This window comes from Paenibacillus sp. FSL K6-1566 (assembly GCF_038050475.1).
Lineage (GTDB): Bacteria > Bacillota > Bacilli > Paenibacillales > Paenibacillaceae > Paenibacillus_AQ > Paenibacillus_AQ lactis.
In genome coordinates this window covers 58,275-72,134 of record NZ_JBBOSR010000001.1, presented here as the reverse complement: position 1 = coordinate 72,134, position 13,860 = coordinate 58,275, and the positions used below count along the sequence as shown (strand labels likewise).

Below are 13,860 nucleotides of genomic sequence, written 5' to 3'. Positions count from 1 at the left end.
TTACGTTCAGAAGCAGCCGAATATGGTTGTAGTATACACAAAAAGCCCTCAATGCTATGAACACATTGAGGGCAACGCTGTATGAACGATTTATGCCTCGAAGTTATAGAGCGGCGTGCTAAGGTAGCGCTCCCCGTTGCTCGGGATAACGGCAACCACGCGCTTGCCTTTGCCGAGCTCCTTGGCAACCTTCAATGCGGCGTAAACAGCTGCACCGGAAGAAATTCCGCCAAGAACGCCCTCTTCTTTCGCTACGCGGCGGGAGGTTTCGAAGGCTTCCTCATTCTCGACATGAATGATTTCATCATAGATTTCCTGATTCAGAATTTCCGGAACGAAGTTCGCCCCGATGCCTTGAATTTTATGCGGGCCAGGCTTGCCGCCAGCCAAAATCGGGGAAGCTGCAGGCTCAACCGCATAGATTTTAATGTCAGGGTAGTGGCTCTTCAGCACTTCGCCGGCACCCGTAATCGTACCGCCTGTGCCGATCCCGGCTACGAATGCATCCAGCGTGCCGCCGATCGACTCGATCGCTTCTACAATTTCAGGACCGGTCGTTTCACGGTGAATCTTTACGTTCGCTTGGTTCTTGAACTGCTCCGCCATGAAAAATCCGGAGTTCTCCTTCAAAATCTCCTCCGCCTTCTTCACCGCTCCGTTCATTCCCTCGGAGCCTGGCGTCAGAACAAGCTCGGCGCCGTATGCGCGCAGCAGGTTGCGGCGTTCCAAGCTCATCGTTTCAGGCATAACGATGACCGCTTTGTAGCCTTTGGCCGCAGCCACCATCGCCAGCCCGATTCCCGTGTTGCCGCTCGTTGCTTCAATGATCGTATCGCCCGGCTTCAAACGGCCTTCCTTCTCGGCTTCCTCTACGATGCTGACCGCAATCCGGTCTTTAACGCTGGCTCCCGGGTTCTGGTACTCCAGCTTCAGATAGATCTCCGCACTGTCCTCCGGCACGATCCGGTTCAAGCGCACAAGGGGTGTATCGCCGATGAGTTCTGTCACATTGTTTACGACTTTTGCCATGAATGAAGCCCTCCTCATAAATATGGGTGTGTTTCCATGAATACATAACATTGTTAGGCAAGCCATGTCATCGTGTATATGCATAGCCCATCCGTGATGTCGAAATCATTAGAGCCGCTAAACGCACTGACGATAACTCATGCCTGCGGCCTTTACTTAATCCGAGTAAATAGGTAGGTTTTTGTACTTTCATCTTATCAACGATAAAGGCCATTGTCAATAACACTTTGCGTTGAAAATAAGCTTTTCTAGGTATTCTTCCCTGCATCTTTCGGACGAGTCTGCCAGAGAAAGAATGCTCCTGGAAATGCTTTATGAAAGCCGTTTAGCAAAAAAAGCTCCCGAAGCAAGGATGATCCTTCCCTCAGGAGCTATTCTGCTCGGATTGATGTATCAGTATAAGTCATAAGGTCACTGTGCTTGCAACGATGCGCGCTTCGTATTTCTCCCGAAGCCGCTCTTCAAGCTCCGTCAACGATATCGACTGCTCCAGCGCCAGCTGTTTTCGGACCGATTCGCGGATGCTTTCCTCGCTCGGGGCCTTCGGCTCCACGATTTCTTCCACATACACGATGGCATAATTGTCCTCCAGCCGGATCGGTCCTGCGATATCTCCGGCCTCCAGCGTCAGGGCAGCTTCCATCAGCTCAGAGGGTACAAAAGGATCATCTTCCTCCACCAAGCCGATCTTCCCGCCGTCGCCCCGGGTATACTCATCCAAGGAAACCTCGGCGGCAAGATCCGCAAAGTCTTCTCCGGCCTCCAGCCGGTCCATGACCTGATTCGCTTCAGCCTCCGACGCGACCTCAATCATCGATAAGTTCAGCTGTTTCTTGGGGCGAAATTGATCCGGATACTGCTTAAGATAGGAATCAATCTGCTGCTCATCGATATGCACATCGGCCGTAGCAATTTTTTCAAGGAGCAACCGATAGGTCGTCTCTATTCTCAACTCTTCCTCTGAGATGCCAAGCTGACTTTCCATCTCCGCAAAAAAACGTTCTTTCGAGCCGTAAGCTCGGCTCATCATGTCGATCTCCGCTTCCAGCTCTGGTTTCGTAACGTCGATGCCCCTCGCTTCGGCCTCTAATGCTACGGCCTTCCGGTTAAGGATGGTCATCAGCATGTCATGCCCGTATCGCTTCTTCAGCTCGCGAACCCACTCATCTTCTGTGATCGCCTTGTCCTGAATGGTGGCAACAGCCGGAGACGGCCCATTCCCTGATGGAGAACTTGCCCGCGGACCTTCCCCGGAGAACAGCATGTAGCTGCCCATGACCAGTACGCCTGCTGTCAAGACAATGACGGTCGCCCACAATCCCTTCTCTTGTCTCGTCATCACGGTCGCTCAATCCTTAACGTTTAAGATTTGGCCCGCTCTAGCACGGATTTTAGCTGTTCTACATCAAAGGTATACGTTTCGTTGCAGAAATGGCAGGATACTTCCGCCTTACCGTCCTCATCAATCATTTGTTGAATTTCATCGTGTCCCAAGCTGATCAAGGCTCGCTCGACCCGCTCCTGCGTGCAGTCGCAGCTGAACTTTACGTCCATCTCATCCAGAATGTTCACATCCGGTACAACCCGCTTCAGGATGTCCTCCAGGCTGAGCCCCTCTTCCAGCATCTTCGTCACCGGCGGAATGGCGCCAAGCGCACGCTCAAGCTCCGTGATCTCCTCATCCGTGATTCCCGGAAGAAGCTGAATGATGAATCCCCCAGCATTGGCGACCGTATAGTCAGGCGATACGAGCACCCCAAGGCTGACTGCGGAGTTCGTCTGTTCGGATACGGCAAAATAATACGTAAAATCCTCGGCCAGCTCGCCTGAAATAATCGGCACGCTGCCGCGGTAGGGCTCCTTCAACCCCAAATCCTTGATGACGTGAATATAACCGGTGCGTCCGACGGCAGCAGCCACATCCATCTTGCCCGGGCGGATATTCGTCAGCTCGACATGCGGATTGTGAACATACCCGCGCACCTCGCCGTTGGCGTTGCTCTCTGCGGCGATCAAGCCGATCGGCCCGTCCCCGCGTACTTGAATGCTGAGGCGCTCGTCGCCTTTCAGCATCGCTCCCATCATCGCTGCTGCCGACACGGTACGGCCTAAAGCGGCTGTAACGACCGGGAACGTGTCATGCCTGCTGCGCAGCTCCTCGACCAGATCCGTGGTCCGGACGGCGAAGGCCCGCACTTTCCCGCCTAATGCAGTTCCCCGCAGTATGCGGTCTTTTTGTTGGTCCATCCTAAGGCCCTCCTTGTCTTCTAGTTGTTATGTTTTACCCCGAATCCCGGGCTTAGTTGCGTTCGTAAATGATGCGCAGTCCATCAAGCGTAAGCAGAGGCGCAATCTCTTCGATGGATTCCGTTTCGCTCGCGATCAGCTCTGCCAATCCCCCAGTTGCGATAACCTTAACATTGTCCGTCCCCATCTCGGCTTTTATACGTTTAACCAGCCCGTCGACCTGTCCGGCATATCCGTATACGATTCCGGCTTGCATGGCGTGGACCGTATTGCGTCCGATCACCTTCTTCGGCTTCTCGAGCTCTACGCGGGGGAGCTTCGATGCACGCTGCACCAAGGCTTCGGTAGCGATCCCGATTCCTGGAACGATAACCCCGCCCAGATAATTTCGATCTTTATCGATGCAATCAAAGGTCGTTGCCGTCCCAAAATCCACGACAATGACCGGGCTTCCGTACTGCTCGATCGCAGCAACGGCGTTGACGATCCGGTCGGCACCGACCTCCCGCGGGTTCTCATACCGCAGATTAAGGCCGGTTTTAATGCCAGGGCCGACGATCAACGGAGTCTTGCCAATATACTTGCTGCACATCTCCTCGACCACTCGGATAAGCGGCGGAACAACGGAAGAGACGATAACTCCTTCAATTTGGCTTACCGTTATATTCGACATTTGAAACAAATTATGGATCAGCACGCCGTATTCATCCACCGTGGATTGGCGTGACGTGCTGATTCGGAAATCGTGCAGCAGCTGCTTGCCCTGATACACGCCAAGCACGATGTTCGTGTTGCCTACGTCTACGACCAGAATCAAACCCCTGCTCCTCCCTTCTTGGTGTTTAGATCTAAACTGATGTCCAGGTTGTGGAACGAATAGGTGAGCCGACCGACCGAAATGACGTCCACCCCGGTCTCCGCTATGCCGCGCACCGTCTGAAGTGATACATTGCCGGAAGCCTCGACCCGAACATGCGGCGATCTCGCCTTGATTCTTCGAACCGCCTCGGTCATCAGCTCATGATTCATGTTGTCGAGCATGATAATATCTGCACCGGCATCCAGCGCTTCCTCTACCTGTTCAAGGCTTTCCGTCTCAACCTCGATGGTCATCGTATGCGGTATATTCGCTCTTGCGCGGTCTACCGCCTGGCGGATGCCGCCGGCGCCTTTAATATGATTATCCTTGATCATGACGGCATCATACAAGCCGAACCGGTGGTTCGACCCGCCGCCTACGCGGACAGCGTACTTCTCAAGCATCCGGTGGCCCGGCGTCGTCTTCCGCGTGTCCACAAGCCGGGTCGGCAGCCCTTCCAGCGCCTCGACATAAGCGCGCGTCGTGGTTGCAATTCCGGACAAACGCTGCAGCAGATTAAGGGCCAGTCTCTCCCCTGTCAATATACGGTGCGTAGACCCTTCCACTTCAGCAAGAACGGTTCCCTTCTCCACCCGCTCGCCGTCCCGAACCAGCGACCTAAACACCAGTGTCGGGTCAACCGTCTCGAAGACCAGCTCCGCAACCGGCATGCCGGCCACGATCCCGGATTCCTTGGCGTGAATCACGGCCTTGGATTCATGTCCGGGCTCAATCGTCGTAAGGGTCGTAATATCTCCAGAGCCTACATCCTCTTGTAGCCAGGTTCGAATACTCTGGAGCAGGCCGTCATGGTAACCGTTAAACATCATCGCTTATTTCCTCCGTCCTATCTTGATCCCGGGTGTGCACGATATGCTTCTTCCATGCATCATCATTTCGTTCCGGAAAATCCTCGCGGTAATGGGCCCCCCGGCTCTCTTCACGGCACAGCGCGCCTTGAACGACCAGCAGTGAGGCCGTAAGCATATTGGCAAATTCGTACTCCTCGCGTTTGGTCAATACCGCTTGAAACAAGGGAAGCTGCCGGCCAAGCTCTTCGGCCGCCCGTAATAGGGTGTCCCGGTTACGGCGAAGACCGGCATACCGGACCATCACTTTCTGAAGCTTCAGCCGCTTTTCGACCATAGCCTGGGAAGGCGCATCCTTGCGCCCAAGCCCGAAGGATACATGAAGGGATCGCTCCGTCCGTTTCGGAAGCTGCCGGATCCGTTCTACAATGCGGCTTCCGTATACAACCGCTTCGGACAGCGAGTTGCTGGCCAAGCGATTCGCGCCATGAACGCCGGTCGAGGACACTTCTCCGCAGGCGAATAGACGCTTCACGCTGCTCTCCCCGTACAGATTCGTCTTGATGCCCCCCATCATATAATGCGCAGCGGGGGAGACCGGGATCCAATCGGAGGTCAGATCAAGCCCATAACGCATGCAGGTTTCGTAAATCGTTGGGAACCGGTGTTTGACCATCTCCGGAGATTCATGGGTAATGTCCAGGTAGACGAACGTGGAGCCCGTCTCCTCCATCTCGCTCACAATCGCCCGGGCGACAATATCCCGGGGCGCCAGCTCCAGCAGCTCATGGTATTTGTGCATGAAGCGCTCGCCTTTAATATTCCGGAGCACGGCGCCTTCTCCGCGCACCGCTTCCGATACCAGAAACCGCGGTGCTCCCGGATAACTCAGCGCCGTTGGGTGGAACTGAATAAACTCCATGTCCCGAATCTGGGCGCCCGCCCGATAGGCCATCGCGACTCCATCGGCGGTCGCAACTTCGGGATTGGTCGTGTACCGGTACAGCTGACCGGCACCGCCGGAGCACATAATCGTTGCTTGGCCCCGCACGAAGATCCGCTTCCCGTCCGGCAACTGGACAATCGCTCCATGGCATTCGCCTTGATCGGTAACCAGATCGATGACAAAATGATCATCCCACACCTCTATATTGTGAAGCATTTCGACTTGAATGGAAAGGGCGCGTACGATTTCATAGCCGGTAGCATCCCCATTCGCATGGAGAATTCGGCGGTGGCTATGGGCTCCTTCCTTCGTTAGAGCGAGCTCCCCGTTCTCGACGTCAAACATCGTCCCGAGACGGATTAATTCCTGGACACCGGCCGGTCCTTCGTTAACCAGCACATCCACCGCCGCCGAGGAGCATAACCCGGCCCCTGCAAGCAGCGTATCCTGCCGATGATAGGCCGGTGAATCGTCCTCCGCCGTCACGGCTGCGATGCCGCCTTGCGCATAGCGCGTATTGCTCTCGAGCAGCGATTTCTTCGTAATCAACAGCACCTTATGATGCTCACTTGCCAGAATGGCGGTATATAATCCGGCGATGCCGGAGCCGATGACGATCACATCCGTCTTCTTTACCGGCAGGTCCTTTAGGTCAAAATCGATCAAATACTGCGGTATCACGCTCGTCTCACCTGTCTTCTCGCGAAAGAGTAGCGCATGCTACTTAACTTGTAACATGCGCTCTAGGGAAGTTCTGGCTTTCTCTGCAACGACAGGCGGCACGTAAATCTGCGGCTTCATCGTCTCAAGAGCTTTGACCAGCTTTTTGAGATTATTCACTTTCATATTCGGACATACGAGGAATTTGGTCGCAAAATGGAATGATTTATTCGGACTGTCCAAACGGAGCTGATAGCCGGTTCCGTCTTCGGTTCCTACGATAAATTCCTGGGCCGGCGAGTTTTTGCAGTATTCCAGAATGGCGGTGGTGCTGCCTACGAAGTCGCCCATAGCGACAACCTCCGGGCGGCATTCCGGATGCACGACGAACTCGGCGTTCGGATATTTCGCCTTCATCTCCACTACATCTTTCACGGTTAACATATCATGCGTATTGCAGTACCCTTCCCAGATGATCAGCTTCTTGTCGGTATGCTGCTGGACGTAATGCCCCAGGTTTTTGTCAGGGACCCAAATGATTTCATCGGAATCGACCGACTGAATGACCTTGACCGCATTCGAGGATGTACAGCAAATATCGGTCTCCGCCTTGATCTCGGCCGATGAATTGATATAAGTGACCACTTTGGCATTCGGATGCTGGGCCTTCAGCTTGCGCAGCCCGTCAACGTTTACCATATCGGCCATCGGACAGCCTGCTCGCTCGTCAGGAATAAGCACCGTTTTGTTCGGCGCCAATATCTTTGCGCTTTCTCCCATAAAATGCACGCCGCAAAAGACGATCGTCTCGGCATCCGTCTGGGCCGCCTTCTGAGCCAGCAAAAAGGAATCTCCCCGGAAATCGGCGACTTCCTGAATTTCATCCCGTTGATAATAGTGCGCCAAAATGATGGCGTTGCGTTCCTTCTTCAACTCCATTAACCGTTCACGCAGCACGCGGTTCTGCTCTGCCTTGCGCTCCAGTGCCAAAGCTTCCATGATCGACCCTCTCCCCTTATGTTATCCGGCATTAGCCGCTTGATGACCATGTTTGAAGGACATTCGCAACCTTTGTGAAAGGATGCGCATCCTTATTTAACAACTAATGTACACGGACCTCTAATCCCTGTCAATGTGATAAGAAGCACAAAAAGAACCGGAAAACGAATGATCGTTCTCCGGTTCTTCATTTTTATTCCAAATACGAGTATTTCAGCGAATTTACGTTAGACTGCTATCATTATCCGATCCGCCAGGAGGATCTTTACGCTCTGAATCCTTACGATCCAGATTCGAATCCATCGGGTTGTTCGGAATCTCTTCCGTAGAAGTCGGCTGCTGGCCTTCTTCCTTCCCTTGAATACGGACGCGGACATCACCGATGTTGTCGATCGTTGGCTCGCCATTCTCGGAAGAGCCGGATCCTTCGCCACCGCCGTTGCCTTCGACTGTTCCAGTCTCAATGAGATTCTTAATCTGCTCAAGCTCCAGCGTTTCTTTCTCCAGGAGCGTATTCGCAATCAAATGAACCTCTTTGGCATGCTTGGACAGAAGCTCTTTACACTTCTCGTAGCATTCGGTGATAAACCGCTGCATTTCCTGATCGATCTCGTAAGCGATTTGGTCACTGTAGTTCTGCTCGTGCCCGATATCCCGGCCAAGGAACACTTGTCCTTGGGATGTGCCGAACTGCATCGGACCGAGTTTCTCGCTCATACCGTATTCCACAATCATGCTGCGGATAATGCTGGTTGCCTGCTGGAAGTCGCTGTATGCCCCGGTTCCGATTTCTCCGATGAACAGCTCTTCCGCCACGCGTCCGCCGAGCAACCCGGTTACGCGGTCAAGCAATTCCTGCTTCGTCACGAGCATGCGGTCTTCCTTCGGCATCATGATGACGTATCCGCCGGCACGGCCGCGAGGAATAATCGTTACCTTATGCACGGTATCCGCATGCTCCAAGAAGTAACCGACAATCGTATGACCGGCTTCATGATAAGCAACGATGCGCTTCTCGCGGTCGCTGATCACGCGGCTGCGCTTCTCGGTACCGACAATCACGCGGTCAATCGCCTCGTCGACTTCCGTCATCGATATATCTTTTCGGTTACGACGTGCGGCAAGCAAAGCCGCCTCGTTCAGAAGGTTCTCCAGGTCCGCGCCTGTAAAACCAGTCGTACGCTTCGCGATAATGTCGAGTTTGACATCCTTCGTCAGCGGTTTGTTGCGTGCATGCACCTTCAGTACAGCTTCACGTCCCTTAACATCCGGACGATCCACGGTAATCTGACGGTCAAAACGTCCCGGACGCAGCAGCGCCGGGTCCAGAATATCCGGGCGGTTCGTTGCAGCGACGATAATGATGCCTTCGTTCGCTCCGAAACCGTCCATCTCTACGAGCAATTGGTTGAGCGTTTGCTCTCGCTCGTCATGTCCGCCACCAAGGCCGGCGCCGCGTTGACGGCCCACAGCATCAATCTCGTCAATGAAGATAATACATGGCGCATTCTTCTTCGCGTTCTCGAACAAATCGCGTACACGCGAAGCACCGACACCGACGAACATTTCCACGAAGTCGGAACCGGAAATACTGAAGAACGGAACGCCTGCTTCACCGGCAACCGCACGAGCCAGGAGCGTCTTACCGGTTCCCGGAGGACCGACGAGCAGCACACCCTTCGGAATGCGGGCGCCGACGGTGTTGAATTTGCGCGGATCCTTCAGGAAGTCGACAACCTCAACGAGCTCCTGCTTCTCCTCGTCAGCACCGGCTACGTCTTCAAACGTAACGCGTTTCTTCTCTTCATTATATAAGCGGGCTTTGCTCTTGCCAAAGTTCATCACTTTGCCGCCGCCGCCCTGAGCTTGATTGAACAGGAAGAAGAACAGAACGAACATGATCACGAGCGGAATAAAGGATGAAAGCAGTGTCAGCCAAATGCTTTGGCCTTCCATCGGCACCACGGTCAGCTTTACATCGTTGCTCTCGCTGGCTGCGGTCAATTCCTGCATCGCCGCATCAGTAGCCGGAATGTAGGTCGAGAAATTCTCCGACTTCTTCTCGTCGGTGACTTCCCTATACTTACCGGTCACCAGATACGCGTAGCCGTCGAATTGAACCGTCATTTCCTTTATCTTGTTATCTTTAACTTCCTGCCGCAGCTGATTATAACTAGGGGCTTCGGCCTGTTCGCCACCGTTAGTGACGAATTGTACTATGCCCACCACGACCAAAAATAGAATCAAATAAAAACCAGAATTCCGGATGAACCGACTCATCCCCTACCTCCTCTCAAGACACATAAGATATTTTACCACAGCCTGTCTGGCCTTCTCAACAAAGGGCCAAGATCCGTGGCAGCAGCCCATATGGCGCGGTTTAACTGCTGTAGATTTCCGGCTTCAGAATCCCGATGTAGGGGAGGTTCCGGTAATGCTCGGCATAATCAAGCCCGTAGCCGACGACGAATGCGTCAGGCAGTACGAACCCGGTGTAATCGGCCTGCAAATCCACCGTGCGGCGGGCAGGCTTGTCGAACAAAGTAACGACGCGAACCGAGTTGGCCTTGCGGCTCTTGAGCAGCTCGATCAAATGGCTCAGCGTAAGACCGCTGTCAATAATATCCTCCACGATCAGAACATCCCTGCCTTCAACGGATGCATCGAGATCTTTAATGATCTTGACCACACCCGATGACTTGGTGGATGCCCCGTAACTGGAAACCGCCATGAAATCCAGCTCCAGAGGTACTGTAATGGATTTAACCAAGTCTGCCATAAAAATAAACGCACCTTTAAGAACGCAAATAACGAGCGGATTGCGTCCTTCGTATTCGGCGCTGAGTTTTGAACCGAGTTCCTTAATTTTCGCATGGATTTCTTCTTCTGTGATCAGTATTTCCTGAATGTCGTTCTGCAACTTCAATGGACCTCCTAGTTTATACATATGAAAGCGTGAAACGGGCCATGCTTAGGGTCTATGCTTGCCTGAAACCTTAAAGCTCCGTAAACTCCATACGGAGAATCCGCACGGTATGCCGCCCTGGAGCAGCATGAGAGGAACGTCGTACATCCGGAATCCATACAATGTTGCCGGCACTGTCGCAAACGATCGGAATCCGGGAACGGACAGACGGTGGAATTTTCTCATCAATGAGAATATCTTTCACCTTTTTGCTTCCGTTTAATCCCATAACCTTCATCTTGTCTCCCGGCTGTCTGTTACGCACGGTTAAAGGAAATCGAAGCTCGTCGGCATCGAACTCCACCGCGCTGGCAGAGCGGGCTGCCCCAGACCGTGCACTGCCGTCTGTCCTGATCGACAGCGTCAGCAGCTTTCCGATTTCCGGAATAGGCACACGCCGGTCCTCGGGAGAATCGAGCGTATATATGTACTGTCCCTGTTCGGACGGAGGCTCCGGCCAAAATGTTATTCGACCGTACTCGCGGATACAGGTAATGCCGCCCCCCAGTGAAAGACGCCAACTGCTCCGCTGATTGTTCAAGATGCCTTGGCGTACCGATTCGATCTTGACAAAATCGGTGATTTCCTGTTCAGAGGGCAGATAAGTTAATATTAGTTTAATCAAACGCCGTTGTAAAGCGACATGTAAGGCCAAAAAGGAAGGCGCGTCGATGGCGAGCCTCCCATTGTTCTCCTGCACCAACTGACGATACGCCCGCTCCGCTTCCTGATCCATGTAGTCATCCTCATACTGCACAATTTCCGCTAATTGATTCAGGGAGGATGAAAGCTGCCCATTGTATTGTTCCAGAAACGGCAATACCTCCAGGCGAATCGCGTTGCGGCGGTATTTCGTCTGCAGGTTGGTGTAGTCAATGGCATATGAAAAGCCGCAGCGGCGGCACAGCTCCAAAATGTCCGCCTTGTTTATACGAAGGAAGGGGCGGATGAGTTCCACATTTTTTTCGGTGCGCTTCCATCGCATACCGGACAAGCCCGACAAGCCGCTGCCGCGCAGAAGCTTCATCATGACCGTCTCGGCCTGATCGTCGGCATGATGCGCAAGAGCCACCGATCGGGCATCGTATGTCCGAGCCGTTTGGAGGAGAAATTCATAGCGCTTCTCCCTGGCTGCCTCCTGCCCGCCCTTTCCGCTCTCTTCCATATATGAGGGAATATCAGCGAACGCAATTTCCAGCGGAAGACCGAGGGATTCCGCCAATTCGCGCACGAACTCCGCTTCCGCATCCGATTCTGCGCGAAAGCCATGATGGACATGGGCACATACCAGCTTAAGCGGCGTATGCTTGGTCGAAATTTCGTGCAGCACATGCAGGAGAGCAACGGAATCGGGTCCGCCGGATACGGCGACCACGATGCAGTCCCCTTCCGACCACAGCCCAAATTCAGCGGCAGCGCGCCGCACGTCCGAAACGATCCAGTGCAGATAATCCTGTTTCACTTCTAAGTCCCCTTTATGAATCCGTGACACGGCAACGGGCATTAAGAGCGGAGGAAGAGATAGATGGCGCAGGCCAAAACAGCTGCCGATATGCCGAATGCATTCTTCAGCCACCTCGGCGTGCGGACCGGGATTTGCCGGACATGACGCTCCGAGGCTTCATAGATCCGGCGCTTCCATTCGTTCAGCGCTTCCCGTGAATCCGCGAAATCACCTGCGAGCGCCTTGTTTAGCCAGGCGGCATAAGGCTTAAATACAGGATTTCTTCGCATCAGCTGCTGCAGATCCGAAACGCTCCGTGTCTGGGGAAGCTGGCAGGACGCTTCACGCAGAGCCTTTTCATCCAGCAGCCCTATACACATCACGGCAAACGAGAACAGATCGTAGGAGCCGTCGCCGGTCCGGCTTCCGGCATTCCAATATCCCCGGTCATACCATTCCGTGAACTGCTTCACGCTCCGGCCAAACCGACTGACGCCTCCGTAATCGATCAGCTCTACCCTTCCGTAGGCCGACACCATCACGTTATCCGGCTTCAAATCACCGAATGCATAGCCGGAAGCATGCAGGACCGAGAGCTTCTCGAGCAGCTTCAGCCCGATCAAGGCGAGCCACTCCGTGCCGCGGGCGCGGATAAAGCGATGCAGGGGGCTGCCCTCGATATAGCGCATGACGTAGAATGTCACTTCCCGGCTGCCTTCCAGATGGTCATCCGCCTCTACCAAATACGGATCCGGCATCTGCTCCTTCAGCGCGTTCAGCACGTTAATTTCGGATTGCAAATCCAAGGCGTCGTATCCCACCTTTAGGGCATACCGGCCCCGCCCGCCAGACGGGCGGACAAGATACACCTTGCCGTTGGCCCCTTTGCCAAGGAGCCGCTCAACGATGTACCGGCTCCTCCCCCATTTTCCCGTTATGACGGTCCCTGGCGGGTACGCCGGACTAGACGACGTAGTCACCGAGCATCCCTTCCTCTTGGCTGGAATGTCCCTGCCATGATTGATTACCCTCTAGTGTACCATATCGGTAAAATTCAATCACCTTTAACAGTGCCGGTCCCGTCGGGGTGGCTCCTCTCATCTGAAGCCGGCCGAACATGCTCCTGACTCCGTCCAAATCCGAGGTCCAGTTTACGTCCATCACCGCATCCTCGCCGCTGTGCTTGCCGGGGAAGTGAAACACGGATAACTTGCTCGAGCCCGCCCGGGCTTTCAGGCTGAGCATCAGATCCCGTATCGCTTCCTCGACGGCAGCCAGCTTTGGCTTCATGCTGGCACTCGCGTCAATCAACAGAGCTACCTGAAGCGGCGACGTCTCCGCCAGCTCATCCACCACCTCAACGACCTGTGAGCGCTTGGCAGGCGGCAGATCCTCCAGCGACCCATCCCCCAGAATATGCTGTATCTCCTTATTTACCGCCTGCTGGATCGTTTGAACCACGGTTTTCCGCGTCATCATCTGTATCGTCTGAGCCAGCTGCGGCGTTCCCACGATCCGGTGTATCCCCCCTCCGGCCTTGGCAATTTCTTGGATTTCCAATCCTCCGAGCTCGCCGATCGTTCCATAATCAAGCACGCCCACCACATTCACAACGATCCCGTCCTGCAGCGCATGAGCCGCAGCGAGCACCGGGCTCGTGCCTACATTCGAGCATCCGTCGGTTATCAGCAAGATTTGTTTCATATGAAGAATCGCCTCCCGTTCCATCGGTTTCGGTCTGTTTGAGTTCTATCTCTATCATTTCCACTTTCGAGAGAGTTCAAACAAAACCGCTCCAATTGCAGGGATAATCCGATTCTAGCAGCCAGGCACCTCCATTTCCCGGGCAATCGGAAGGATCGTAGTATTTTTCTGTTCAACTGGTCACGTTCAACTGTGCTG

At 54.0% G+C, this 13,860-nt stretch carries 12 protein-coding genes; all 12 read right to left on the bottom strand.

The genetic code is table 11. From position 1 onward, the window contains the following. Positions 1-90: 90 nt before the first annotated feature. On the bottom strand, positions 91-1,029 hold the full coding sequence (gene cysK, locus NST08_RS00335; RefSeq protein ID WP_007132897.1) for a cysteine synthase A: 939 nt from the start codon (positions 1,027-1,029) through the stop codon (positions 91-93). Positions 1,030-1,432: 403 nt separating this feature from the next. Continuing rightward, positions 1,433-2,368: a peptidyl-prolyl cis-trans isomerase gene (locus NST08_RS00330; protein WP_028406003.1), complete on the bottom strand. Its 936-nt coding sequence runs from the start codon at positions 2,366-2,368 to the stop codon at positions 1,433-1,435. Positions 2,369-2,391: 23 nt separating this feature from the next. Further along, positions 2,392-3,276 (bottom strand): Hsp33 family molecular chaperone HslO, encoded by an 885-nt coding sequence (hslO, locus tag NST08_RS00325; RefSeq protein ID WP_251537909.1) that lies wholly within the window; start codon positions 3,274-3,276, stop codon positions 2,392-2,394. Between the two features lie 52 nt (positions 3,277-3,328). Further along, on the bottom strand, positions 3,329-4,093 hold the full coding sequence (locus NST08_RS00320; protein ID WP_251537911.1) for a type III pantothenate kinase: 765 nt from the start codon (positions 4,091-4,093) through the stop codon (positions 3,329-3,331). After that, positions 4,090-4,965, bottom strand: a complete 876-nt coding sequence (gene nadC / locus NST08_RS00315) for a carboxylating nicotinate-nucleotide diphosphorylase (protein ID WP_251537912.1) — start codon at positions 4,963-4,965, stop codon at positions 4,090-4,092. Before nadC ends, NST08_RS00320 begins: the two co-directional genes overlap by 4 nt. Further along, positions 4,955-6,571, bottom strand: a complete 1,617-nt coding sequence (nadB, locus tag NST08_RS00310; RefSeq protein WP_251537913.1) for an L-aspartate oxidase — start codon at positions 6,569-6,571, stop codon at positions 4,955-4,957. The genes nadC and nadB overlap by 11 nt, the downstream gene beginning before the upstream one ends. 39 nt (positions 6,572-6,610) lie before the next feature. Continuing rightward, positions 6,611-7,549: a quinolinate synthase NadA gene (gene nadA, locus NST08_RS00305; RefSeq protein WP_028406008.1), complete on the bottom strand. Its 939-nt coding sequence runs from the start codon at positions 7,547-7,549 to the stop codon at positions 6,611-6,613. Positions 7,550-7,771: 222 nt separating this feature from the next. Beyond that, positions 7,772-9,829 (bottom strand): ATP-dependent zinc metalloprotease FtsH, encoded by a 2,058-nt coding sequence (gene ftsH / locus NST08_RS00300; RefSeq protein WP_007132890.1) that lies wholly within the window; start codon positions 9,827-9,829, stop codon positions 7,772-7,774. Positions 9,830-9,929: 100 nt separating this feature from the next. Beyond that, the gene (hpt, locus tag NST08_RS00295) at positions 9,930-10,469 is read right to left on the bottom strand and encodes a hypoxanthine phosphoribosyltransferase (RefSeq protein WP_007132889.1); all 540 of its coding nucleotides are present in this window, start codon (positions 10,467-10,469) and stop codon (positions 9,930-9,932) included. 76 nt (positions 10,470-10,545) lie between these two features. Beyond that, positions 10,546-11,976, bottom strand: a complete 1,431-nt coding sequence (gene tilS, locus NST08_RS00290) for a tRNA lysidine(34) synthetase TilS (RefSeq protein WP_007132888.1) — start codon at positions 11,974-11,976, stop codon at positions 10,546-10,548. A 41-nt stretch (positions 11,977-12,017) separates the two neighbouring features. Continuing rightward, positions 12,018-12,938, bottom strand: a complete 921-nt coding sequence (locus NST08_RS00285) for a protein kinase domain-containing protein (RefSeq protein ID WP_007132887.1) — start codon at positions 12,936-12,938, stop codon at positions 12,018-12,020. Beyond that, positions 12,922-13,662, bottom strand: coding sequence for a vWA domain-containing protein (locus NST08_RS00280; RefSeq protein WP_007132886.1), 741 nt, complete (start codon positions 13,660-13,662; stop codon positions 12,922-12,924). The genes NST08_RS00285 and NST08_RS00280 overlap by 17 nt, the downstream gene beginning before the upstream one ends. Between the last annotated feature and the right edge of the window lie 198 nt (positions 13,663-13,860).

Bases quoted from the DNA above. Each gene is read 5' to 3' on its own strand.
- cysK (WP_007132897.1), bottom strand. From the start codon at position 1,029: ATGGCAAAAGTCGTAAACAATGTGACAGAACTCATCGGCGATACACCC.
- NST08_RS00330 (WP_028406003.1), bottom strand. From the start codon at position 2,368: ATGACGAGACAAGAGAAGGGATTGTGGGCGACCGTCATTGTCTTGACA.
- hslO (WP_251537909.1), bottom strand. From the start codon at position 3,276: ATGGACCAACAAAAAGACCGCATACTGCGGGGAACTGCATTAGGCGGG.
- nadC (WP_251537912.1), bottom strand. From the start codon at position 4,965: ATGATGTTTAACGGTTACCATGACGGCCTGCTCCAGAGTATTCGAACC.
- nadA (WP_028406008.1), bottom strand. From the start codon at position 7,549: ATGGAAGCTTTGGCACTGGAGCGCAAGGCAGAGCAGAACCGCGTGCTG.
- ftsH (WP_007132890.1), bottom strand. From the start codon at position 9,829: ATGAGTCGGTTCATCCGGAATTCTGGTTTTTATTTGATTCTATTTTTG.
- NST08_RS00280 (WP_007132886.1), bottom strand. From the start codon at position 13,662: ATGAAACAAATCTTGCTGATAACCGACGGATGCTCGAATGTAGGCACG.